The organism is Conyzicola sp. (assembly GCF_046714715.1).
GTDB lineage: Bacteria > Actinomycetota > Actinomycetes > Actinomycetales > Microbacteriaceae > Conyzicola.
Genome location: NZ_JBKKAD010000076.1, coordinates 1 through 21,171, shown reverse-complemented (window position 1 = coordinate 21,171; position 21,171 = coordinate 1). Strand labels below are relative to the sequence as shown.

General features: G+C 68.8%; 23 protein-coding genes, 1 tRNA gene and 1 pseudogene. 13 read left to right on the top strand and 12 right to left on the bottom strand.

Annotated features, from left to right (window positions below):
• Positions 1–348: a hypothetical protein gene (locus ACLQ6X_RS06180; RefSeq protein ID WP_411699296.1), complete on the bottom strand. Its 348-nt coding sequence runs from the start codon at positions 346–348 to the stop codon at positions 1–3.
• A gap of 54 nt (positions 349–402) precedes the next feature.
• Here ACLQ6X_RS06180 and ACLQ6X_RS06175 point away from each other — a divergent pair, with 54 nt between their 5' ends.
• Positions 403–1,899: a sensor histidine kinase gene (locus ACLQ6X_RS06175; RefSeq protein ID WP_411699295.1), complete on the top strand. Its 1,497-nt coding sequence runs from the start codon at positions 403–405 to the stop codon at positions 1,897–1,899.
• A gap of 101 nt (positions 1,900–2,000) precedes the next feature.
• Here ACLQ6X_RS06175 and ACLQ6X_RS06170 read toward each other — a convergent pair whose 3' ends face one another.
• Together ACLQ6X_RS06170 and ACLQ6X_RS06165 are read right to left on the bottom strand one after the other, a co-directional pair.
• Positions 2,001–2,666: a hypothetical protein gene (locus tag ACLQ6X_RS06170; protein ID WP_411699294.1), complete on the bottom strand. Its 666-nt coding sequence runs from the start codon at positions 2,664–2,666 to the stop codon at positions 2,001–2,003.
• A 119-nt stretch (positions 2,667–2,785) separates the two neighbouring features.
• Positions 2,786–3,034 carry a WhiB family transcriptional regulator gene (locus ACLQ6X_RS06165; RefSeq protein ID WP_147784762.1) on the bottom strand — a complete coding sequence of 83 codons (249 nt, stop codon included), beginning with the start codon at positions 3,032–3,034 and terminating at the stop codon, positions 2,786–2,788.
• Between the two features lie 167 nt (positions 3,035–3,201).
• Here ACLQ6X_RS06165 and ACLQ6X_RS06160 point away from each other — a divergent pair, with 167 nt between their 5' ends.
• Complete coding sequence (locus ACLQ6X_RS06160; protein ID WP_411699293.1) at positions 3,202–3,639, top strand: hypothetical protein; 438 nt, start codon at positions 3,202–3,204, stop codon at positions 3,637–3,639.
• A gap of 108 nt (positions 3,640–3,747) precedes the next feature.
• Here ACLQ6X_RS06160 and bcp read toward each other — a convergent pair whose 3' ends face one another.
• A complete protein-coding gene (bcp, locus tag ACLQ6X_RS06155; protein WP_411699292.1) occupies positions 3,748–4,224 on the bottom strand; it encodes a thioredoxin-dependent thiol peroxidase in 477 nt (158 codons plus the stop codon).
• Positions 4,225–4,297: 73 nt separating this feature from the next.
• Here bcp and ACLQ6X_RS06150 point away from each other — a divergent pair.
• The 4 genes from ACLQ6X_RS06150 (at position 4,298) to ACLQ6X_RS06135 (ending at position 5,907) form a co-directional block, all read left to right on the top strand.
• Positions 4,298–4,370 (top strand) — tRNA-Lys (locus ACLQ6X_RS06150).
• A gap of 97 nt (positions 4,371–4,467) precedes the next feature.
• The gene (locus tag ACLQ6X_RS06145) at positions 4,468–4,995 is read left to right on the top strand and encodes a DUF4287 domain-containing protein (protein WP_411699291.1); all 528 of its coding nucleotides are present in this window, start codon (positions 4,468–4,470) and stop codon (positions 4,993–4,995) included.
• Between the two features lie 61 nt (positions 4,996–5,056).
• Positions 5,057–5,272: a hypothetical protein gene (locus ACLQ6X_RS06140; RefSeq protein ID WP_411699290.1), complete on the top strand. Its 216-nt coding sequence runs from the start codon at positions 5,057–5,059 to the stop codon at positions 5,270–5,272.
• Positions 5,273–5,346: 74 nt separating this feature from the next.
• On the top strand, positions 5,347–5,907 hold the full coding sequence (locus ACLQ6X_RS06135; RefSeq protein ID WP_411699289.1) for a dihydrofolate reductase family protein: 561 nt from the start codon (positions 5,347–5,349) through the stop codon (positions 5,905–5,907).
• 1 nt (position 5,908) lies between these two features.
• Here ACLQ6X_RS06135 and ACLQ6X_RS06130 read toward each other — a convergent pair whose 3' ends face one another.
• Positions 5,909–6,832, bottom strand: coding sequence for an SDR family NAD(P)-dependent oxidoreductase (locus tag ACLQ6X_RS06130; RefSeq protein WP_411699288.1), 924 nt, complete (start codon positions 6,830–6,832; stop codon positions 5,909–5,911).
• 89 nt (positions 6,833–6,921) lie between these two features.
• The gene (locus tag ACLQ6X_RS06125; RefSeq protein ID WP_411699287.1) at positions 6,922–8,145 is read right to left on the bottom strand and encodes a serine hydrolase domain-containing protein; all 1,224 of its coding nucleotides are present in this window, start codon (positions 8,143–8,145) and stop codon (positions 6,922–6,924) included.
• 109 nt (positions 8,146–8,254) lie between these two features.
• Between ACLQ6X_RS06125 and ACLQ6X_RS06120 the strand changes: the two genes are divergently transcribed.
• The 4 genes from ACLQ6X_RS06120 to ACLQ6X_RS06105 are packed head-to-tail and all read left to right on the top strand — an operon-like array spanning position 8,255 to position 11,871.
• Positions 8,255–8,989: an ABC transporter ATP-binding protein gene (locus tag ACLQ6X_RS06120; RefSeq protein ID WP_411699286.1), complete on the top strand. Its 735-nt coding sequence runs from the start codon at positions 8,255–8,257 to the stop codon at positions 8,987–8,989.
• On the top strand, positions 8,989–9,816 hold the full coding sequence (locus ACLQ6X_RS06115; RefSeq protein WP_411699285.1) for a hypothetical protein: 828 nt from the start codon (positions 8,989–8,991) through the stop codon (positions 9,814–9,816). The genes ACLQ6X_RS06120 and ACLQ6X_RS06115 overlap by 1 nt, the downstream gene beginning before the upstream one ends.
• A 58-nt stretch (positions 9,817–9,874) precedes the next feature.
• Entirely contained in the window at positions 9,875–11,215 is a 1,341-nt protein-coding gene (locus tag ACLQ6X_RS06110; RefSeq protein ID WP_411699284.1) for a sensor histidine kinase, read from the top strand.
• On the top strand, positions 11,212–11,871 hold the full coding sequence (locus ACLQ6X_RS06105) for a response regulator (protein WP_411699283.1): 660 nt from the start codon (positions 11,212–11,214) through the stop codon (positions 11,869–11,871). Before ACLQ6X_RS06110 ends, ACLQ6X_RS06105 begins: the two co-directional genes overlap by 4 nt.
• Before the next feature lie 9 nt (positions 11,872–11,880).
• Here the strand turns inward: ACLQ6X_RS06105 and ACLQ6X_RS06100 are convergent, their stop codons facing one another.
• The 3 genes from ACLQ6X_RS06100 to ACLQ6X_RS06090 form a co-directional block, all read right to left on the bottom strand.
• On the bottom strand, positions 11,881–12,933 hold the full coding sequence (locus ACLQ6X_RS06100; RefSeq protein WP_411699282.1) for a WxL protein peptidoglycan domain-containing protein: 1,053 nt from the start codon (positions 12,931–12,933) through the stop codon (positions 11,881–11,883).
• A gap of 84 nt (positions 12,934–13,017) precedes the next feature.
• Positions 13,018–14,805 carry a fibronectin type III domain-containing protein gene (locus ACLQ6X_RS06095; protein WP_411699281.1) on the bottom strand — a complete coding sequence of 596 codons (1,788 nt, stop codon included), beginning with the start codon at positions 14,803–14,805 and terminating at the stop codon, positions 13,018–13,020.
• A gap of 158 nt (positions 14,806–14,963) precedes the next feature.
• Positions 14,964–16,190, bottom strand: a complete 1,227-nt coding sequence (locus ACLQ6X_RS06090) for a HupE/UreJ family protein (protein ID WP_411699280.1) — start codon at positions 16,188–16,190, stop codon at positions 14,964–14,966.
• A gap of 161 nt (positions 16,191–16,351) precedes the next feature.
• Between ACLQ6X_RS06090 and ACLQ6X_RS06085 the strand changes: the two genes are divergently transcribed.
• Together ACLQ6X_RS06085 and ACLQ6X_RS06080 are read left to right on the top strand one after the other, a co-directional pair.
• Positions 16,352–17,041, top strand: coding sequence for a BMP family ABC transporter substrate-binding protein (locus ACLQ6X_RS06085; protein ID WP_411699279.1), 690 nt, complete (start codon positions 16,352–16,354; stop codon positions 17,039–17,041).
• 103 nt (positions 17,042–17,144) lie between these two features.
• Complete coding sequence (locus ACLQ6X_RS06080) at positions 17,145–17,870, top strand: hypothetical protein (RefSeq protein WP_411699278.1); 726 nt, start codon at positions 17,145–17,147, stop codon at positions 17,868–17,870.
• Positions 17,871–17,905: 35 nt separating this feature from the next.
• Here the strand turns inward: ACLQ6X_RS06080 and ACLQ6X_RS06075 are convergent, their stop codons facing one another.
• Together ACLQ6X_RS06075 and ACLQ6X_RS06070 are read right to left on the bottom strand one after the other, a co-directional pair.
• Entirely contained in the window at positions 17,906–19,039 is a 1,134-nt protein-coding gene (locus tag ACLQ6X_RS06075) for a zinc-binding alcohol dehydrogenase family protein (protein ID WP_411699277.1), read from the bottom strand.
• Positions 19,036–19,929, bottom strand: coding sequence for an SDR family oxidoreductase (locus ACLQ6X_RS06070; protein ID WP_411699276.1), 894 nt, complete (start codon positions 19,927–19,929; stop codon positions 19,036–19,038). Before ACLQ6X_RS06070 ends, ACLQ6X_RS06075 begins: the two co-directional genes overlap by 4 nt.
• Before the next feature lie 91 nt (positions 19,930–20,020).
• Here ACLQ6X_RS06070 and ACLQ6X_RS06065 point away from each other — a divergent pair, with 91 nt between their 5' ends.
• Entirely contained in the window at positions 20,021–20,590 is a 570-nt protein-coding gene (locus ACLQ6X_RS06065) for a TetR/AcrR family transcriptional regulator (RefSeq protein ID WP_411699275.1), read from the top strand.
• A 256-nt stretch (positions 20,591–20,846) separates the two neighbouring features.
• On the opposite strand, the pseudogene ACLQ6X_RS06060 reads toward ACLQ6X_RS06065, so the two are convergent.
• Positions 20,847–21,171: pseudogene (locus ACLQ6X_RS06060) on the bottom strand (hypothetical protein); the annotation flags it as partial.

The window sequence follows — 21,171 nt, the reverse complement described above, 5'->3', positions numbered from 1 at the left end:
CTACTCGACCGGCGCGACCGGCGCGACCGACACGACGTTGGTGTACCCGATCAGGTTCTCGATCGTGAACTCGTAGCTCTCGCCGACCTCGAGCTGCTGACGCACGCCGAGATCGCGCACGTAGAAGTCCTCGCAGTTCTCGCTGCCCGACGTCTGCACGCTGAACCCGGGGCGCTCGTCGTCGGCGGACGGCTGCGCGACGTCGCCGTAGGTCGAGTCGACCGTGCAGGTGACGGTGAGCGGCCGCGCGTTCAGGCTCGTGACGAACGACAGTGCGGCGACCGTGCTGCCGCCGACGAAGACCACCACGACGAGCACGAGCAGTGTGATCGCCCAGCCCTTGCTCATAGCAGCTATTGTCGCAGCCGCTGCCTGTGCGGCAGACACGGTAGCCTGAAGACCGTGTCGACCCTCAGTGATCTCGTACAGGCCCAGGGACGTTCCAGCGAAGCCGACATCGAGTGGCTGCACCTGCTCGTCGGTGACTGGCAGCTGCTCGCCGACCTCGCCTTCGCCGACATCGTGCTGTGGGTGCCGAGTGCCGAGGGCAGTTTCGTCGCCGTTGCCCACGCCCGGCCCTCGAGCTCAGCCACACTCTTCTACCGCGACTTCGTCGGCCAGGCCGTGAAGCCTGAGTGGGTGCACCAGGTGACCGAGGCCTTCGAGACCGCCCGCATTGTCGACGCCGCCGCCCCCACCTGGTACGAGGAGACGCCCACGCGGGTGCGCGCCGTGCCCGTGCTGCGCCGCCTCTCGCCGAGCAACAACGCGATCTCCGACTCTCCGGTGGCCGTGATCACCCGGCACAGCAACCTCAGCGAGGCCCGCACCCCCGGACGCCAGGAGCTGACGTTCAACGAGTGCGCCAACGACCTGTTCGCGATGATCGCCTCGGGCGACTTCCCCGACCTGGGCGCACCGACCGGTCCGCGCAGGGGCGCACCCCGGGCATCCGACGGTCTTATCCGTCTCGACGTCGACGGAACCGTCACCTTCGCCAGCCCGAACGCGCTCAGCGCCTTCAACCGCATGGGTTTCGCGGGCGAGCTCGAGGGCGAGTCGCTCGCCGAGGTCACCACGAGCCTGCTGCACGGCCGTCTCGTCGTCGACGAATCGCTGCCGCTCGTCGTGACCGGTCGCGCCCCGTGGCGCACCGACATCGAGGCCCGAGGCGTCACGGTGTCGATCCGCGCTATCCCGGTGCGCAACCACGGCGAACGTGTCGGCGCGATCGTGCTGTGCCGCGACGTGACCGAGGTGCGGCACCAGGAGCGTGAGCTGATCACGAAGGATGCCACGATCCGCGAGATCCACCACCGGGTGAAGAACAACCTGCAGACCGTGGCTTCGCTGCTGCGCATCCAGGCCCGACGCACCCACAGCGATGTGGCCCGCGAGGCCCTCGGGCAGGCGATGCGCCGCGTCACCGCGATCGCCGTCGTGCACGACACGCTCAGCGAGGGGCTCAACCAGAGCGTCGACTTCGACGCCGTGTTCGATCGGGTGCTGCTGCTGATCGCGGAGATCGCGACGGGTCACACCACCACGGTGCATCCGAAGTCCACCGGAAGCTTCGGCATTCTGCCGAGCGAATACGCCACCCCGCTGGCGCTCGCGCTGACCGAGCTCGTGACCAACGCGGTCGAGCACGGGCTCGCCGGCCGCGCCGAGGGCGAGGTCGAGATCATCGCCGAGCGCGACGACGAGGTGCTCAGCGTGAAGGTGCGCGACAACGGTGTCGGGCTCGCAGAGGGCAAGGTCGGCTCGGGCCTCGGTACCCAGATCGTGCGCACGCTCATCCAGGGCGAGCTCGGCGGCGCGATCGACTGGCACACGATGATGGGCTCGGGCACCGAGGTCACCATCGAGATCCCGTTGAACTGGCTGACGAAGAGCTAGCTCGCGCGGCGCCCGCCCGCCGTTCAACAGGAGGGTTGCCCCCGGCGCCCGCTCAACAGGACGGATTCGCCCAGTCCGCACGAGCCATCCTGTCAGCCGAGCTAGTCCTCGTCGATCCAGATGCTCTTCGGCCGTTCCGCCGTGCGCACGGGTTCGCCCGACTCCGGCGTGTGCAGAACGAACTCGATGGCCTCGTCTTTGCTGAGGCTGTTCGGATGATCCATCCAGCCGAACCTACCCGTGGGGTCGTACGGGTCGGGCTTCGGCTGCGGAACGACGATGTTCGTGCGGCGAAGCACCTCCGCCACGAACTCGCGCTCAGAATCGGTGAGCTCCGGCTCGCGTTGCGACCGGACGCAGACGATCGCAGACGTGGCCAGCTTGCCCGTGCCGAACAATAGGAAGCTGCTTGAGCCTTTGCGGTGCGGGACAATCAGGAACGTGGAATCCGTCACCTCGTCGAAGCGATAGGTCGCACGTCCGACGCGCACCGCCGACTCGTCGAAGTTGAGGCTCGGCGTCTGGCTGCGTGACGCCGCGAACAGCAACGCCGCGACGATTCCGAGCGTGAGAACAACCAGCGCGATCGCGAAGGCGGTGTCGCCCAGCTCGAATTGCACCACGCGCAAGCCCACCTGCAGCCCGATCTGGAAAAAGACCAGCGTCAGCAGGAAGTTGTTTCCCGTTGGTCGCGTCGGAGATGACCAGATCAGGTGCCATAGGGAGGCACCCGTGATCTTCACCCAGCCCTGCGGTAGTTGTGTCATCCGCTCATTCAAGCGCAATGCTCAAGTTTTGGCAGAGGCTTGCGTTAACGACCGAACTGCCGCCCTCCGTGTGGAGAGCGGCAGTTCGGACTGCTAGGTGAAAACGTGGTGTGTGAAACCTAGGAGGCGCGGCGGGCGCGGGCGGCGCGACGCTTGAGGGCGCGGCGCTCGTCTTCGCTGAGTCCGCCCCAGACGCCAGAGTCCTGGCTGGTCTCGAGTGCGTACTGCAGGCACATCTCGGTCACAGAGCAACGCGCACATACTGCCTTTGCCTTGTCGATCTGGTCGACGGCCGGACCGGTGTTTCCGACGGGGAAGAAAAGTTCCGGGTCGGCGGTGAGGCAGGCGGCTTTGTCGCGCCAATCCATGGGTGCTCCTTTGATAGAGGGCTCTTTCGGGCGCGAGTAAGGGGCCGTCAAGATTCGGGTGAGAAAGAGAGATGGGATTCGCCCGCGCCACTGCAGGCTCGAAATCAACCTCCAATAGACTCTCATAACGAAGCACGCAAATCAATGGTTTTGTATGGGATGTAGCTGTGACCGACGCACGAGAAGTTGACGATTCCGCGGGAAATCGGGGTTCGCGACGCCGTCACCACCCCCTCGTGCTGCTGCTCGCGGCGGTGCTGTTCCTCGAGGCGGCGGCCCTCGCGGCGGTGACGATCGTGTTGGTGTTCGAGCTGCTCGTCGCCCGGCCGGACTCGTTCGCGAGCGCCATCGCCCTCACCGTGTGCGCCGCGATCGCGACCGTCTGGGTGTTCGTCATCGCCCTGAATTCGCTGCGCGGACGGGCGTGGATCCGCGGTGCCGCGATCGTCGTTCAGGTGCTGATCGGCGCGCTCGCGCTGGGTAGTTTCCAGGGGCTCTGGTCGCGCGTCGACATCGGCTGGCTGCTGTTGATCCCGGCAATCCTCGTCATCGTGTTGCTGTTCACGAAGCCCGTGCTCGCGGAGACCGCGCAGCGCGACGCGTAGCCCGCCCGCTCAGCCCGCCGGCCTGACCCGCCGGCCTAGATGAGGCGATTCCGGCCACGTGACGCGTCCGCGGACGCGTCACGCGGCCGGAAGCGGCTCATGCAGCTCTCAGGCGTCGACGCCCAGCTTCTTGCGCAGGCTCGCGACGTGCCCGGTGGCCTTCACGTTATACAGCGCGAGGTCGATGGTGCCGCTCTCGTCGAGCACGAACGTGGATCGCAGCACGCCCGTCACGAGCTTGCCGTAGAGGTTCTTCTCGCCGTACGCGCCGTACAGGTTGTGCACCGCGAGGTCGAGGTCGCTCAGCAGCGGGAAGTTCAGTCCCTGGTTGTCCTGGAACTTCTTGAGGTCGGCCACGGAGTCTTTCGAGACCCCGAGCACCTGGTACCCGGCCGACTTCAGCGAGTTGATGTTGTCGCGAAAGTCGCACGCCTGCGTGGTGCAGCCGGGGGTGCCCGCCGCCGGGTAGAAGTAGACGATCACCTTCTGGCCGGCGAAGTCGGACAGCGATACGGATGACCCGTCCTGATCTTCCAACGAGAATGCGGGCGCTTTCGTGCCGATTTCGAGTTTTGTGGCGCTCATGATGCTCCTCGTGTCGCAGGGGTGTTTTACTCATGCTAATCTTGCTTCTCGGCGCTGAAGTTCTGAGCGCTACGCACCTCTAGCTCAATTGGCAGAGCAACTGACTCTTAATCAGTGGGTTCCCGGTTCAAGTCCGGGGGGGTGCACACAAAAGAAGCCCCTCATCAGCAGTTCTGCTGGCGAGGGGCTTTTCTGTTCATCGACGGCTAGCGGGCATCCGCCGACAGGGCCACACTCGTTGGCATGAGCGACCCATTTACCCATCTGGCGGAGAAGACCGGCCGCACCATGCCCGAGTGGATCGTCGTTGTCGAGGGCTCTGGTCTCGGCAAGCACGCCGAGATCGTCGCCTGGCTGAAGACGGAACACGGGCTGACCCACGGTTTCGCCAACGGCATCGCGCTGGCCTTTCGCAACCGCGGCGAATCCGCGGCCGATGCCGACCTGGTCTCCGCGCAGTATTCAGGGGCGAAGGCGCAGCTGCGACCGATCTACGACGCTCTCGTGGTCGCCGCGACCGCTTTCGGTGACGACGTCGACGTCGTGCCGAAGAAGACCGGCGTCTCGCTGCGTCGATCGAAGCAGTTCGCCGTGGTCGAGGCCGCAAGCGCAAAACGCGTCCAGCTCGGCATCCAGCTGCCGGGCGAGCCCACCACCGGTCGACTGCTGGCCGGCAACGCCATGTGCTCGCATCGGGTGTCGATCGCAATCGTCGACGAGATCGACGACGAGCTGCTCGGCTGGCTGCGATCGGCCTATGAGCGCGCCTGATGGTCGCACGGTCAGCGTCAATTAGTCAACGAAATCTCATATCGCACACTAGGCTCGCGGCATGTCCTTCAACCCGTACTATCCCTTCGATATCCTCTGGGGCCTCAGCTACCTGCTCGTCGTCGCGGCTGTCGTGCTGGTCGTCGTCGTGCTGGTGCGCTTGATGCTCGCCGCCACGCGCGCGCTGAACGCGATCACGTTCGAGCGGGGGGTTCGCGTCGACCTGCTGCTCGCGGGTGGCGACGACGAGACTCCGGACAACCCGCCCGCAGCCTGACCCGACTACCCCGTGCGCCGGAGGCATCGAGCACGGCATAGTGGATCCGAATCCACACCGATCGGAGAACAGCCATGCGCCAGCTCATCGTCACTGAATTCATCAGCCTCGACGGGGTCATCGACTCCCCGGGCGGCGGCCCGCACCCGCACGCCGGCTGGACCTTCAAGCAGGTGCCCTTCGTCGAAGAGGCCTACGAGATCAAGGGACGCGAGCAGCTCGAGGCGACGGCCATGCTGCTGGGGCGCGTCAGCTACGACGAGTTCGCGCCTGTCTGGCCGAGCATGACCGACGAGTTCCCGCAGTACAACGCCATGCCCAAGTACGTCGTGTCGACCACGCTCGAGAACCCCGAATGGAACAACACGAGCGTGCTGCGGTCGATCGAGGATGTCGCGACCCTGAAGCAGGGCGACGGTGGGCCCATCATCGTGCACGGCAGCGCGACTCTGGCGAAGGGTCTCGCGGCCGCGGGCCTCGTCGACCGCTACCACCTGCTGGTCTTTCCGCTGCTGCTCGGTGCCGGGCGCCGACTCTTCGACGACACCGCCGACACGATGCAGACGCTCGACCTGATCGAGCACGAGGTCTACTCGAACGGCATCATCAAGGCCGTCTACGACGTAGCCCGCTAGCTCAGCGCGCGGCGTCTTCCCGCTTCATCCGTTCGCGTATTCCGCCGTCGACCGTCGTGCCCTCCGGGGTGGGCTCGTGGATGGAACCCGTGGTGTGGGCTACGAGCGAGCCCCGGTCGACCTCTGCATCGGCGACCTTCGCGGACAGCCGCTCGGTGAGGTCGGGGAAGAGGTGGTGCGAGACGTCGGAGGCGCGGGCCTTGGGGCCGACCGGCTGCTCTTCCTTCGGGTTCGTGCAGGCGGCGACGATCGCGTCGACGACGATCGACGGGTCATCCATGGCGGCCATGCGCGGGGCGTGGCCGGTGTAGTTCGCGGCGTGGCTCCACCACGGGGTGTCCACGGCCCACGGCATGATCGTGCCGACCTTGATCGTGTCGTGCTTGCCGACGAGCCGCAGTTCTTCGTTCAGGGTGCGGCTGAGGCTGAGCACCGCGGCCTTCGAAGCAGCGTAGGAGGCCTGGTAGGCGAGCGGCACCTCGCTGTCGACCGAGCCGACGTTCACGAGCACGCCGTCGCCGACGGAGAGGAAGTGGGTGAGCGCGGCGTGCGCGCCGTAGATGAGGCCGGTCAGGTTGACGTCGACCACCCGCGCGTGGTCTTCGACCGGGATGTCCCAGAACAGTCCGAGGGCCCCGATGCCGACGTTGTTGACCCAGACGTCGATGCGTCCGAACCGCTCGATCGCGGTGGCGGCGAGCCGCGCGACGTCGGCCGCGTCGCTCACGTCGGTCGGTACCGCGACGGCCGTGCCACCGCGGGCCGCAATCTGCGCGACGAACTCGTCGAGCGCGTCGCTGCGGCGGGCCGCGACCACGACGTTCGCACCGAGTTCGGCGAGCTTCTGGGCGGCGCCGCGGCCGAATCCGCTGGACGCCCCGGCCACGACGATGGTCTTTCCGGTGAGGTTCTGGTCTTTGCTCATGACCCCATCCTGCGCGCAGGAAACCCCGGGAGCAGCCCCTTGCCAGAAGCTGCCCCCGGGGGTTACGCGGGTGTTCCTCAGCGTGACATCTACTTCGCGCACAGCGCGGTGTCGACCGCCTTCTCCACGTTGCCGATGGTGGCGATGATGGTCTCCTCGTCGGTCGCGAGGGCGCCGGGGAGGGCGGTCACCGCGATGGTCACGGCGCGCCCCGTGTCATCCACCGCGTTGCGTGTCTCGAAACCGGAGACGTCTCCGCCGTGTCCCCACGCGTCTCCGCCGCACGACAGCGGGTAGCGGATGAGGCCGAGGCCGTATTCGGCGCCCTCCCAGAGTTCGGCGCCCTCGACGGTGGTCTGCATCTCGGCGAGGGTGCCGGGGGTCAGCAGGTCGCCGCCGATGAGCGCTCGCATAAAGCGGTTCACGTCGCTGGGTGAGGCGATTATCTGCCCGGCGGCCCACGCCCACGACGGGTCGGTCTCGGTGATGTCCTTGAGCTCGCGGTTCGCGTCGTTGTTGTAGCCGGTGGGATGATCGCCCGGGATCGTCTTGTCGCCGGGGGCGGGGAAGAACGTCTCGTCGAGCCCCAGCGGCTCGATGATGCGCCGCTCGACCTGCTCGGCGAACGGACGCTCGGTGACCTTCTCGACGATGAGTCCCGCGACGACGTAGTTGGTGTTGCTGTACTCGTACGACGAGCCGGGCGCGAACGACGCGGGCATCGCCAGGGCGAGGTCGAGCAGCGACCGCGGCGCGAGGTAGGTGTCGCGGATCGCGAACAGGTCGCCGGCGATCGCCGACGTGTAGTTGGGCAGGCCGCTCGTGTGCTGCAGCAGCTGACGCACGGTGATGAGCGAGCCGTCGATGCCGTCGCCACGCACGAGGCCGGGCAGGTAGGTCTCGACCGGCTCGTCGAGTGCGACGAGTCCCTCGTCGACGAGCTGCAGCACGACCACGGACGTGTACATCTTCGTGTTGCTGGCGATGCGCACGAGGCCGTCGGCGGGCGGCGGGGCGTCGGAGCCGAGCTCGGAGACGCCCGCGACGTAGTCGGTGACGTCGCCGTCGGAGTCGGTCACGGCGGCGATCGCGGCAGGGAAGCCGTCGTCGGCGATGAGCGCGTCGAGGCTCGACTGCACAGACGCGTTGTGCGCCGCCGCGGCGGGCTTGGCTTCGAAGGGATCGTCCAAGAAGAGGGCGGATGCCACGGACGATGCGACGACAACGGCCGCGGCCGCCGCGATGATGACGGTGCGGCGGGTGCGGGGCTTCTTCGGAGGTGTTTCCGGGGTGGTGTTCGGTGTGTTTTCCATACCCTCCACACTCGTCACCCGGCACGCGCGGCGCCCCCGTCCGCCGGACGGTACAACGACTCGACCTTTGGCGGGGGTGCACCGGCCCCGCGACATCCACGCTGGAAACATGACTACAGACGACACTCCAGCAATCGCGGCCTACGGGCTGCAGAAGACCTACGGGCACACGACGGCCGTCGAGGAGGTGACGTTCACCGTTGCCCGCGGCCGGGTGCTCGGCCTGCTCGGGCCCAACGGCGCCGGCAAGACCACGTCGATGCGCATGCTGCTCGGACTCGCGTCGCTCGACGGCGGTCGCGCGCACATCCACGGCCGGCCGTACGCCGAGCTCGACGAACCGGCGCGCACCGTCGGCGCCGTGCTCGACGCGGGCGGACTGCACCCGGGGCGCACGGCCCGGCAGCACTTGCGCATCGCCGCCTCGATGGCGGGTGTGGATGACACGCGGGTGCAGCCGCTGCTCGACGACACCGGGCTCACGGCGGCGGCCGACCGGCCGATCCGCACCTACTCGCTCGGCATGCGGCAGCGGGTCGCGCTGGCGACCGCGCTGCTCGGCGACCCGAACGTGCTCGTGCTCGACGAGCCGGCCAACGGTCTCGACCCCGCGGGCACGCGCTGGCTGCGCGACCTCGTGCACGCCTTCGCCGCGCGCGGCGGCGCCGTGCTGCTCTCGTCGCACATCCTCGCCGAGGTGGCGCAGGTCGCACACGACGTCGTGGTCATCGACCACGGCCGGGTGGTCGGCGGCGGTCGCGTCGACGAGCTGACAGACGCCCACGGGGGCGATCTCGAGTCGTTTTACCTGCGGCTCACCGGCGAGAACGCGGGGGTGAACTGATGGTGCACGCGGAACTGCTGAAGCTGCGCACGGTCGCCTCCACGTGGGTCGCGCTCGCCGTGGCGGCGGGCGGCCTGCTCGTCACCCAGGTCTTGAACGTGACCCTGCTGCCCGCCCTCGCCAGCGGCGCGGTGCTCGGCGACGAGCCCGCCCTGCGCGACGAGCTCGGTGCGATCGACACCGGGTCGGCCGCCTTCCAGTACGCCGCGCTCAACGTGTTCGGCACGGGTGGTGCGTCCGGCTCCATCGGCATCGCGACCATCGCGGTGCTGGCCCTCGGCGTGCTGGCCGGCACGACGGACTACCGTCACGGCGGCATCGTCGGCACGGCTCTGGCCCGCCCGCGACGCGCGGGGATCCTGGCCGGGAAGGTCGCGGCGACCGCCATCGCGGCCGCAGTGCTCGGCGTCGCGCTCGCCGCGATCGCCCTCGTCGTGTTGCTCGCCTCGGCCGTGACGGGCGACGGCGCACTGGCGCTGAGCCCGCTCGACATGGCGAGTGCTCTCGGCCGCGGTGTCGTGGTGGTCGTGTTGCTCGCACTCCTAGGACTCGCGATCGGCGTGCTTGTGCGCAGCCAGCTCGCGGCGTTCATCACCGTCGCGGCGCTGCTGTTGGCCGAGCCGATCCTGCAGGGTTTCGTGCAGCTCGTCACCGGCGGTCTGCCGGTCTGGGCCCAGTTGCTGCCGGTGTCGCTCGCGCGGGCGGGGCTGTCCGACCCTGCGGTCGACTCGGGGCTGGCTCCCGCGGTCGCGCTGGGCGTGCTGGCCGCGCTGACCGCCGCGGTGCTCGGCGCCGCGACCGTCGCCCTGCGTCGGCGTGACCTGTGACCGTCGCGGACCCCGCGATCGGGGCGGGTCGGTACCGGGCGACGTGCAGAATGAAGGCATGAGCCCGCGCCCACCCTCGACCACCGAGACGCACCAGGACCGGCCGACCGGCCGGTCCTGGTTGCCGGTGGTGCTCGTTGCCGTGTTGGGCGTCGGGCTGACGCTGGCCGATGCCTACCTGCGAACGGATGCGGCCAGCGAACTGGTGGGTGGCGAGGCGCTGCCCGAGACGCCGGCCACGCTCACGGTGGTTCTCGTGCTCGCGCAGGCCGCGGCGCTCTGGTTGCGCCACCGCCGGCCCATCGCCGTGCTGCTCGCGGTGTCCGCCGTCGACGTCGTGTTGCTCGCGCTCTCGTCGGGCACGCTGAGCGTGGGGTCGATCGCCGTGATGTTCGCCGCGTACTCGGTGTTCCGGTGGCGTTCGGGCGCATTCGTCTATCTCGCGACGGGTCTCGCCGCGCTCGTCTCGGCGCTCGTCGCCTGGGCCTATCACGAGCCCGACGCGAGCATCCCGGCCGGGTGGGAGCCGGCGTTCGCGGCGCTGCGGTCGGGCATCGTCTACCTCGTGCCCGCGCTCATCGCCGAGCTCGTCGCCTCGCGGGCGCGGGCGATGGTCGTGCTGCGCGAGCGGGCCGAGCTTGCCGAACGCGAGCGGGAACGCAGCGCGGCCGACGCCGTGCAGCGCGAGCGGGCGCTGATGGCGCGCGAGCTGCACGACATCGCCGCGCACCACCTCTCGGGCATCATCGTCGGGGCGCAGGCCGCCGGCGCTCTCGTCGCGGCCGAGCCCGATCGGGCGCGCCAGTACATCCGCACCGTTGCCCGCGACGCCCAGCTCACCCTCGCGAACCTGCGTCAGACAGTGGGGCTGCTGCGATCGGACGACCGTGCCGAGCTCGCCCCGGCGCCGTCGATCGCGCAGATTCCGCAGCTCGTCGCCCATCTGCGCGCGGGCGGCATGGAGATCGCCGAGGAGTGGAGCGGCGATCCGGTCGCGCTCGGGCCGGTCGCGCTCGGGCCGGTCGCGGAGACCGCGGCGTACCGCATGGTGCAGGAGTCGCTCGCGAACGCGCGGCAGCACGCGCCCGGTGCGGCGTGCGTGGTGCGCGTGCACGTCACGCCGACCGGCACCGAGATCAGCGTCACGAACGCACGGCCGGCCGCGCGCGGAGACGCACCGGGTCTCGCCGGGTCGCCCGGTTTCGCTGGGGCGCCGGGTCTCGCCGGGTCGCCCGCGAACGGCGGACACGGGCTGATCGGGATGCGGGAGCGCGCCGCTCTCATCGGCGCCCGGCTCGCCACCGGACCCACCCCCGACGGCGGCTGGCGCAATGCGCTGACCCTGCCCGGACCGAACGACGAAGCGCCCGGACCGAACGACGAGAAGAGAGACGAATGATCCGAGTGATCGTGGCCGACGACCAGGCGATCGTGCGCGCCGGCTTCACCGTGATCGTCGAGGCGGCCGGCGACATCGAGGTGGTGGGGGAAGCGAAAGACGGCTACGAGGCGGTCGAGCTCGCTCTGAAGTTGCGGCCCGACGTGGTCTGCATGGACATTCGGATGCCCGGACGTGACGGAATCGAGGCCACCCGGCTGATCTCGGCCGACCCCGACGGACACATCCCGGTGCTCGTCGTCACGACCTTCGACCTCGACGACTACGTGTTCGGGGCGCTCGAGGCGGGCGCCGCAGGCTTCCTGCTCAAGGGTGCCGACGAGAGCACGCTCGTCGACGCGATCCGCTCCGTGGCCGCGGGGGAGGGCACGCTCGACCAGAAGATCACGCGGCGGGTGCTGTTTGAATTCGCCGGCCGCCGGTCTGCCCCCGAGCGCACAGCCGGCACCGTCGTCGAGACGCTCACCAGCCGGGAGCGCGACATCCTGCGCCTGCTCAGCGAGGGACTCTCCAACCAGGAGATGGCGCAGCGGCTGTTCATCGAACCGTCGACCGTGAAGTACCACGTCGCGGGGCTGCTGGCGAAGATCGGGGCCCGCGACCGGCTGCAGGCCGTGGTCTGGGCGTTCCGGCACGGCCTCGACGCGGCGGCGTGACTGCTGCTTCTAGACGAGCTCTTTCTCGCGGTCGGCGAGGGCGCGCTGCACGGCCTCGTCGACGCGCTCGTCTTCGCGGCGCTTGCGGGTGCGTCGACGCCGGCGCACGATCAGGATCGTCGCCACCACGATCGCGGCGACGAGCAGCAGCAGGACGAGCAGCGCCCACGGTACCGCCCAGGTCGTGGCTGTCGCCTCGACGGGCGCGATCGCGGGATCTCCCGCGCTGCTGCTCGCCGACTCGAGAGTCACGACGGTCGTGGCCGACAGCAGGAACGTCGGCACGACGCCGGCGACGCGCGTCGTGACCTCCCACGATTCGCCGGGCAGCAGCTCGGGCGCGGTCTTGATGGTCTCGGCGTCCGCGGGCAGCATCCCGAACGGGCCCTCGACGGTGACCTTTTGGCCGGCGGTCAGGCGGGCGTTGCCGGTGTTTTCGAGCGTGTAGGTGACGGTCGCGTCGCCGGCGGCGAACGGGTTGAGCGACCCCGCGTAGTCGACGCGCATGTCGGCGACGGTGAGGGCGGGCGCGAGCGTGCCGCCCACGCGCAGGTGGATCCGGATGCCCAGACGGCGGTCGACGCTGAGGCCCTGTTCCTGAGACGGCTGGCCGAGCGAGGTGATCACGGCGCCGGCGTAGTCGCCGGGCGTCGCGTTGTCGGGCACGGTGACCGTGAACGGCACCTCCACGGATTCGCCGGCCGGCACGGTGACCGAGTCGGCCGCGAAACCGATCCACGCGCCGAGGGCCACGGACTCGGTGTCCTGGGTGACGACGTCGAGCTGGCCGGCCTCGGTAGTGAAGCCGTCGGCGCCGTACAGCGCCAGGTCGAGCGGAACCGTGTCGTGGTTCGAGACGACGAGCGCGTCGGCGACGGACGCGCCCGGATCGATCGCGTAGCCGAAGTTCTGGCGGTCGGTGCCCTGGTCGTTGGCGGCCGTCCTCACGCCCCAGCTCACGTCCGCCTCTTCGGCGGCTGCCGGCGATACTGCGGCGAGGGTGCCGACCGTGGCGAGCAGCACGACGAGTGCGGCATTGGTGAGTGTGGTGGAGCGGCGCATCAGGGGTTCCTTGGGGATCGTGGGGGTAGAGCGGTGATCGGGGCGGGCGCCTCCACGCGCCCGCCCCGGCCGTTGTGCAGCTGTCTAGCTCAGTGCGGTGAGGGTGACGGTCGCCTTGTAGGTGCCGTCGGTCGCGTCCGTGGGAATCTGGAGGTCGAGACCGGCTCCCAGCTTCGCCGAGCCGCGGGCGTGACCGGTGGGCGCGCTACCGAGGGTCGACGAGACCGAGAGGCCGTTGCCGCCCTCGAAGCCCGACTCGACCTTGGCGCCGGCAATCGCGCCGCCGCCCGACTCGACCACGGTCGGGGTCCAGCCGAGGTACTTGCCCGAGAACGACTTGTCGCCCGAGATGAAGTCGCTGACCTGGGCGGAGATCGACCACTCCGGTCCGGCGGCACGGGTGTCCGTGACGCGGATCGGGTTGATCGTGCCGACGGCGGCGTAGTGGTCGCCGCTCTCGGTCGCGGTGCCGAGGTCGACGAGCGCGTTGGTGCCGTCGATGCTCCAGCCGAACTCGCCGGCGTCTGCCTCGGGCACGGTGACCTGAAGCTCCTGCGTGTCGGTGTCGGGCGCCTCGTTGACGGTGACCTCGTCGACGACGCTGTTCACACCGAGAGCGCCGTTGGCCTGGCTACGCAGCGTCTTGATCTTGATCGCGTCGTCGGTGACCTCGACGGCCGTGTAGTTGCGCACCCGCTCCTGGTTCTGCTCGGAGAGCCACCAGAACTCGGGCTTGTTCTGCAGCGCGTAGTACTTCGAGCCGCTCGCCGAGTTCGCGGTGACGTAGAGCACGCCGCCGGGACCCGCGACCACGTTGTCGGCACCGGCGACCTCGGCCGCGTCGGCCTTCTCGCCGTTGCGGATGAGGTACGAGCGCGCGTAGGCGTGGTCGTGACCCTGGAGCACGACGTCGATTCCGAGGTTCGAGATCGTGGTCGGCAGGTTGTTGCGTCGGTCGACCGCGTCGGTGTCGGTGGCGTGCACGGCCGACGAGTAGATCGAGTGGTGGAAGGCGAGCATCGACCACTTGGCTTCCGCACCGTGCGCAGCCACAACATCCGTCATCCACTTGATGTGCGACGTGAAGTCGCGGCTGTTCGAGTTGATGTTCATGAACAGCACATCCTTGTGGATGAACCAGTAGTCGCCGCCGGAGGCGGTGGCCGAACCGGCACCGGCGGTGCGGTCGGCGTTCGGGGTGTTGAAGTGCTGCTCGTAGGCCTTGGAACCCACGTCGTGGTTTCCGTTCGTGGCCACGAAGGGGATCTGGCGCAGCTGGGTCGGGCTGAGGAACGCCTCGTACTGCGGCTCGCTGTTCGCCGACTCCACCTGGTCGCCGGCGGAGAACAGCAGTTCGGCGTCGGGGTAGGTGGCCGTGGCGACGTTCAGCGTGTCGGCCCAGCCTGCGGTGTCGCTCGCGACGTTTCCGGATGAACCGATCTGCGGGTCACCGAAGAAGAGGAAGTTGAAGTCGCCATCGAAGTCCTGCGTGCGGAACGTGTTCGTGGCGGACCAGTTGCCTTCGGAACCGACGCGGTAGACGTACTCGGTGTTCTCCTTGAGGCCGGTGACCGTCACGTGGCGGTTGTACTCGTTGCTGGTGGTCAGGCCGCCGGTCGCGGTGTAGCTCGTCGCGGTGGCGGGGAAGACGCCGTTGACGACCTTCGACGCGAGCGACACCTGCGCGACCTGCGCGGTGTCGGTCGTCGAGTACCACGCGAGGTTGCGCTGCGAGTCGTCGGAACCGACGCCGAGCACGATGTCGGTGAGGGTGGTGGAATCGGCCGCGTTGGCCGCGACCGCACCGCCGCTGAAAACGACGGCGAGGCTGATGATTGCTGCCGCGCAGCGGACCGATGCGCGTTTGTGCACGGGCTTTACTCCGCGCGGTTTGCCGTTAATCGACATGTAGGTTCCAGTGCCTTTCAGAATGTGGATGCGCGAGTGCGCTCACCCACATTCGGGGGGTCCCATGAATCGATGATGAACGGAGGGAGCTATAGCAATGTCTCCCCAGCCAATACCGATTGCTAGCCCAGTCCGAGGATGCGTTCGACGAACCAGATCAGTCCCATGACCGTCACGACAGCGGCGATGGCGACGCCGACCCAGAGGCCGACTCGTGGTGCCCGGCGGCGCAGAAGCGTCAGCACGGGGAAGATGAGCGCGATCAGGCCGAGCTGAACGGCCTCGATGCCCACGTTGAACACGAGCAGCGACCAGAGCAGTGTCCACGACCACGCCTCCTGGATTCCCAGCGCGCCGGCGAAACCGAGGCCGTGCATCAGGCCGAAGGCGAAGACGACCGCGAGGCGCGTCCAGTCGCTGCGGTCGAGGCCGAAGCGTCCTCCGGTGCGCGTCGTCTCGAACACCGCGGAGAAGGGGCGCCTGCGCCAGGTGGTCCACAGGTACCAGCCGGCGACGATCGCGATCGACAGGGCGATGACCGGTTCGACTACGGCGGCCGGCACGTTCACCAGGCCGAGCGCCGCGAGCAGGAACGTGACCGAGTGCGCCACGGTGAAGGTCGTCGCTGCGAGCACGACGTCGCGCAGCCGGCGCGAGCCGACGATCAGCGCGAGCAGGAACAGCACGTGGTCGAGGCCGCCCAGCAGATGCTCGGCGCCGAGCAGGAAGAACTCGGCGAAGCGGTCGGTCCACGCTTGCTCGGTAGAGAACGTCGGGTTCTGGGCGTCGAGGGCCGCGCTGCCGGCTTCGCCGTCGATGTCGTAGTCGACGATCGTCTTGGTGTCGGTGACATAGCCTTCGGAGTCGGCGAAGAGGGAGCTGCTGAATTCGTACGCCGCGGGTTCGCCCGTCGTCTCCGCGCAGTCCTGGTCGAGCACGAGCGTCGCGTAGGGAACGTCGTCGCGGATGTGCACGGTGATGTCTCCGACGAGGGATGCGGTGCAGCTCGCGCCGTCTGCGGAGACCGTGAAGCGTTCGGTGGCGTAGTCGACGACGGTGTCGGCGTGCGCGTTCATCGCGAGCTCTTCGTCGCCGGTCTCGAAGAGGTCCATTCCCTCCTGGAACAGGTCGTCGTCGTTCTCGTTCTCCGCGGCGGACACGACGAGCAGGTCGTACTCGAGGTCGACGACCGTGCGAAGCGCACCGTCGCCGGTGGCGGAGACCTCGGCGTAGGCGGTCGACGAGAATCCGTGGGCAGCAGCGGGGCCGGCGGCGACCGCCGTGGCCGCCAGAGCGAGGAGGAGGGCGAGGATGGTGGAGACGCGGCGGCGGGGGCGTGCGGGGTGCATGGGGATCCTTCGGTTGACTCCGGTAACCTGCCTCACCGCGGTGAACGCGGTGCCTACGCCGCACAAACCCCCGGCAAACGCCGCGATCGTTCGCCTCCCGTTTACCGCTGCGGTGGGCCCCGGATACCCGCAGCCAGCGCGCGCCTGACATGCTTCGGCGGATGAGCTCCTTCACGCGCACCCTGGTCGCCGTCGCGACGGGCGTCGTTGCTGCCGCTGCAGTTCTGGCCGGATGCACCATGGCGGACACCAACCCGGGGTCGTCTCCTGCTGCCGAGCGTCCGGCGGATGTCCGCCCTCTCGGCGCCGGTTTCCTCGGGAGCAACCCGTCGCCGTCGCCCGAGGCCACCGTCTCGCCGGAGCGCGGATCGTGGGACGGCGTCGTGGCACCCGCGGGCTACCGGGTCGTGCTCGTGACCGCGGGCGACGATGCCCAGGCCGCCACCGTCGTGGCGGCGGTCGAGCGCTGGGCCGCCGCCGGTTCGATCGACCTCGACGTTCTGACCGCCGCGCACGACGACGAGGTGGAGGAACACATCGAAACCGCCGTCGAGCAGGAGCCCGACCTCGTGATCGGCGCCGGAGACGACGTCGTCGACGTGTTCACCCTGCTCACCGCCCAGCATCTCGCACAGCCGTTTCTGATGATCGGCGTCGAGCTGCCGGAGCCGACGGAGAATGTCAGCTCGGTGATCTGGCCGGGCGCCGCCTACCGCGGGTCGGGCGTCGGCACCTCGGGGCTCATCGATCCGGCGAGTTTCACCCCGGAGCGCGCCGACGAGGCGGTGAAGGCCGGAGTCGCGGGTGTGCTGCACGGGCTGACCGGCATCGTGCTGAGCCTTCCGCAGTAGCGCCGCCGCGCGCTGGGGGCGGGACTCTCAGGCTTTTGCCAAGGTCGGCTGTAATGGTGGGAGGCGACTTGAGCCGGATCATCCGAGTTCGTCCCTCCTTACTATGACCTCTCCCACTCCCAGTTACCGCGCCGTGCGCGCCTCGCCCCTCGCCGTCGGTAACGGCCAGCGGCTCCGTTCGCTGCTCGCCGTCTCGGCATCCGCCGTGGTGCTCTCGACCTGCGCGGCCGCCGTGCTCGCCTTTCCACCGGCCTCCCAGGCCGACGAGGTTCGTGCGGCGGATGCTCATACTGCCGACGTTCTCGAGAACCTCGACCGTTACGTCGCCGCCAACGCTCAGACGGTAAAGGTGCCGGCCGACGCAACCGTGGTGCACGCGACACGGGACGAGTTCACGACGACATCGGGCTACGCCATCTACTCCGCCGGCGGAACGAACCACGACTGGGCCAAGCTCGTGCTGCTCTACGCGCAGTTCCCGGTCACCGACAGCAACGTCGCCGTCTTCACCCGCTGGATGCGGCAGGAGAACGGCACCGACGACTGGTGGAACCGTAACAATCCGCTCAACAACGGCTGGGGTTCCGGCGGGGGATCGGGGCTCGGCAGCTATGCGAACCTCGATATCGCTGCCCAGAACGCGGCCAAAGCCCTGCATGGTAATCCCGGGTACGCCGCAATCGTCGCCGGGTTCGCGTCATCCGCCCCCACCTCCCAGATCGAACAGGCCATCTGGGCGTCGCCCTGGGCCACGAGCCACTACGCCAACGGCGCGCACTGGTCGCAGGCTCCGGTCGACGTCGTGAAGTCGCCGGGCGGCACCTGGTAGGTCGGCGCCGCGCGCTACGAGCCTGCCTACCTGTCTTACAGCGTCACCACCACCTTGCGTGCGGAGACTCCGCCGCGCTGGGTGTCGAGCGCGAGCTGCACCGACTCGAGGCCGTGACCGACCACGAGGGCTTCGGGTGCGGCGACGAAACGTCCGTCGGTGAGGGCGGCCGGCAGGAATTTCTCGTAGATGAGCGTGCTCACCTCGTCGTTCTTGAGCGAACTGCCCCAGATGCTCGACGTGCGGATGCCTCGCAGTCGGGTTTTCAGAATCAGGACAGCCGTGGATGATCCGATCCGCAGCATCACGCGGGCGAGCCGCAGCGCGCGTCCGCGCCCGTCGCCCACGCTGTCGAACGACGCAGGGGTGCTGGCCATGGCGATGAACCGGTTGCCCTCGCAGGCGGCGACGACGGCGGCGCATTGCTCGGACGATCCGGTGCCGACGGCGATCGCGCCCGCGAGCGACTTGCCGTCGAACGCGGCGATGAGGTCGGCGACCGCGGTCGGGCTGCCGTAGTCGATCACCCGGCTGGCTCCGAGCCGCGTGACGTAGTCGAAGTTGCGCGGCGACGCGGTGGTGATCACCTCGTAGCCGGCGGCCACGGCGAGCTGGATGGCGTTGGCGCCCACGCTCGTCGACCCGCCCCAGACGAGCAGGGTCGAGCCCGACGGTACCGGGTCCGCCGTCGGGTGGTCGAGGGCGAGTTGGTTCTTCTGGAAGAGCCCGCACGCAGCCGTCGACAGGGCCAACGGCAGCACGGACGCCTGCGCGAACGACAGGTCGTCGGGGATCGGCGACGCCAGGCGCTCGCGCACGACGGAGTACAGCTGGAACGCGCCGGCCGCGCTGCTGTTTTCGTCTTTGTCCGACCCGGTGGCCTGGGCGACCACCCGGTCGCCCACGGCGAAGCGCGTGACGGCCGCACCGACCTCGACGACCTGCCCCGCGACATCCGACCCCACAACGAAGGGGTATCTGATCCACGGGTAGATGACGGTGCCGACCTCCTGGAGGATCCAGTCGAGCGGGTTGATCGCGACGGCGTGATTTCGCATGACGATCTCGTCGGGGCCGGGACGGGTGTACGGAGCGGGGCCGACTGCGAGGCGGGCGTGCTTCGGGCCGAGCCAGGCGGCGGAATTGGCGGGTGTCGTCGCGGCGGTCATGCGGTGTACGCGCCGTTCGCGATGTCGTCGAGCAGGGTCGGGCCGGACGGTACCCAGCCGAGGCGCTGCTGGGTCAGGGCGCTCGACGACGGAATGTCCAAGGCGAAGAACCCGCCGATCCAGCCGAAATGCCCGCTGGCTTCCCCCTCGGGGATCGACGCCACCGGCAGGTCGAGCGCGCGACCGATGGCCTCGGCGATCGTTCGGGCGGGCACGCCCTCTTCGCCGACGGCGTGCAGCACCGAGCCGGGAGTCGCGGATTCGATTGCGAGCCGCACGAGGCGCGCCGCGTCGGAACGGTGCACGGCCGGCCAGCGGTTGGCGCCGTCTCCGACGTATCCGGAGACGCCGGTGGCGCGGGCGACGTCGACGAGGGTGGAGACGAAGCCGTGATCCCCGTGTCCGTGCACGGTCGGGGCGAATCGGACGCTGACCGTTCGCACGCCGCGGGTCGTGTATTCGTGGGCGAGGTTCTCGCTTCCGCCGCGGGGCGAATCGAGGCCGTGTGAGGGGTTCGCGTCGTTCTCGGTGGAGGCGCGGCCCAACACCAGCCCCGCGACGCCGGCGGCGACCAGGAACGGCCGGTCGGAGCCAACTAGCACGTCGCCGAGCGCCTGAACCGCGTTGCGTTCGGCGAGATTGGAGACCGCGGGGCGCGCGAAGTCGTGCTTGTTCGCGAGGTGCACGACGGCGTCGGTCGACTGGGCGCCGGCTCGCAGGCTGTCGAGGTCGTCGAGATCGCCGCGCTGCACGGACGCGCCTTTGGCCTCGAGGTTGTGGGCGGATGACTCGGACCGGGCGAGCCCGACGACCTCGTGGCCGGCGGCGAGCAGCTCGTCGGTCACCGCGGATCCGATCCAGCCCGAGGCTCCTGTTACAAAAACGCGCATGACTGCTCCTCCGTTTGATGTCAGATGCTGACATGACGATACACCCAATGTCAGTGTCTGTCATCACTGGCGATTTCTGTAAGATGAGCGCATGGGTAGATGGGAGCCGGGCGCGCGCGAGCGCCTGCAGGGCGCGGCTCTCTCGCTGTATTCCGGCAAGGGTTTCGAGGTGACCACGGTCGCCGAGATCGCTCAGGCCGCCGGGTTGACGGAGCGCACTTTCTACCGGCATTTCGCGGACAAACGCGAAGTGCTGTTCGCCATCTACGACGAGTTCACGCAGCCCTTCCTCGACGGCATCGAGGATGCGCCGCGGGATGCGCGCCCGATCGATGTCATGGCGGCGGCGGTCGCCCGCGCGTCGGGTTTCTTCACTGCCGAACGGCAGCCCTACTCCCGTGCGCGGCAGGGCGTGATCACGGACAACCCCGAACTACACGAACGGGAGTTGCTCAAGCTCGCGTCTTTGGCGGCCACCCTCGCGACGGCCCTGCGCGAGCGCGGTGTGCCCGAGCCGTCCGCCACGCTGTCGGCGGAGATGGGCGTGACCGTCTACCGGGTGTCGTTCGAGATGTGGATCGCCGACGGCGAGAGCAGGCCGATGGCCGACATCGCGAGCGGGGTGTTCGCCGAACTCGGCGCGCTGACGGCGCCGGCTTAGACGCGACGTCGCGTCTGGCGAGAGCGGCTCGCTCGAGCGGGTTTAGTCAGAACGGCTCTCGGCAGGGCTGGCCCCGCAGTGAAATGGCCTCCTGTGGGACCGGCCCCGCGAGGAATGGTTTCTGGGGGACCGGTCCCGCAACGAATGGCTTCCTGTAGGACCGGTCCCGCCTGAACGGATCTGGCTAGAACGATCTGGCTAGAACGATCTGGCTCGAACGATCTGGCTAGAACGGATCGCGCTAGAACGGATCGCATTAGAACGGGTAGGCGTCGGGTTCTGGGGCGTTGTTCCATCCGGTGCCGGGTGGCTCGTCCATGTCCGGTGGCTCGTCGTCGCCGGGTGGCTCACGGGAGCCGGGTGGTTCGCCTGAGCCCGGCGGTGGCTCGTCACTTCCGGCAGCGCCGCCGCCGGGGGAGGCGTGGCCTGGGGTGCCGCGTTGGAGCATGTCGTGGCCGAGGATGTTGGTGGGTCTGACGGTGACGGTTTTGCCGGTGGCGGTGGTCCATTGCATGGTGCCGTCGGGGAGTTTGGCGAGTCCGATTCTGGTGTGGTGTTTGAGGTTGTGGTGTTCGGTGCAG

Bases quoted from the DNA above. Each gene is read 5' to 3' on its own strand.
- ACLQ6X_RS06180 (WP_411699296.1), bottom strand. From the start codon at position 348: ATGAGCAAGGGCTGGGCGATCACACTGCTCGTGCTCGTCGTGGTGGTC.
- ACLQ6X_RS06170 (WP_411699294.1), bottom strand. From the start codon at position 2,666: ATGACACAACTACCGCAGGGCTGGGTGAAGATCACGGGTGCCTCCCTA.
- ACLQ6X_RS06165 (WP_147784762.1), bottom strand. From the start codon at position 3,034: ATGGATTGGCGCGACAAAGCCGCCTGCCTCACCGCCGACCCGGAACTT.
- bcp (WP_411699292.1), bottom strand. From the start codon at position 4,224: ATGAGCGCCACAAAACTCGAAATCGGCACGAAAGCGCCCGCATTCTCG.
- ACLQ6X_RS06145 (WP_411699291.1), top strand. From the start codon at position 4,468: ATGAGCGACCCATTTACCCATCTGGCGGAGAAGACCGGCCGCACCATG.
- ACLQ6X_RS06140 (WP_411699290.1), top strand. From the start codon at position 5,057: ATGTCCTTCAACCCGTACTATCCCTTCGATATCCTCTGGGGCCTCAGC.
- ACLQ6X_RS06135 (WP_411699289.1), top strand. From the start codon at position 5,347: ATGCGCCAGCTCATCGTCACTGAATTCATCAGCCTCGACGGGGTCATC.
- ACLQ6X_RS06130 (WP_411699288.1), bottom strand. From the start codon at position 6,832: ATGAGCAAAGACCAGAACCTCACCGGAAAGACCATCGTCGTGGCCGGG.
- ACLQ6X_RS06125 (WP_411699287.1), bottom strand. From the start codon at position 8,145: ATGGAAAACACACCGAACACCACCCCGGAAACACCTCCGAAGAAGCCC.
- ACLQ6X_RS06120 (WP_411699286.1), top strand. From the start codon at position 8,255: ATGACTACAGACGACACTCCAGCAATCGCGGCCTACGGGCTGCAGAAG.
- ACLQ6X_RS06115 (WP_411699285.1), top strand. From the start codon at position 8,989: ATGGTGCACGCGGAACTGCTGAAGCTGCGCACGGTCGCCTCCACGTGG.
- ACLQ6X_RS06110 (WP_411699284.1), top strand. From the start codon at position 9,875: ATGAGCCCGCGCCCACCCTCGACCACCGAGACGCACCAGGACCGGCCG.
- ACLQ6X_RS06105 (WP_411699283.1), top strand. From the start codon at position 11,212: ATGATCCGAGTGATCGTGGCCGACGACCAGGCGATCGTGCGCGCCGGC.
- ACLQ6X_RS06100 (WP_411699282.1), bottom strand. From the start codon at position 12,933: ATGCGCCGCTCCACCACACTCACCAATGCCGCACTCGTCGTGCTGCTC.
- ACLQ6X_RS06090 (WP_411699280.1), bottom strand. From the start codon at position 16,190: ATGCACCCCGCACGCCCCCGCCGCCGCGTCTCCACCATCCTCGCCCTC.
- ACLQ6X_RS06085 (WP_411699279.1), top strand. From the start codon at position 16,352: ATGAGCTCCTTCACGCGCACCCTGGTCGCCGTCGCGACGGGCGTCGTT.
- ACLQ6X_RS06080 (WP_411699278.1), top strand. From the start codon at position 17,145: ATGACCTCTCCCACTCCCAGTTACCGCGCCGTGCGCGCCTCGCCCCTC.
- ACLQ6X_RS06075 (WP_411699277.1), bottom strand. From the start codon at position 19,039: ATGACCGCCGCGACGACACCCGCCAATTCCGCCGCCTGGCTCGGCCCG.
- ACLQ6X_RS06070 (WP_411699276.1), bottom strand. From the start codon at position 19,929: ATGCGCGTTTTTGTAACAGGAGCCTCGGGCTGGATCGGATCCGCGGTG.
- ACLQ6X_RS06065 (WP_411699275.1), top strand. From the start codon at position 20,021: ATGGGTAGATGGGAGCCGGGCGCGCGCGAGCGCCTGCAGGGCGCGGCT.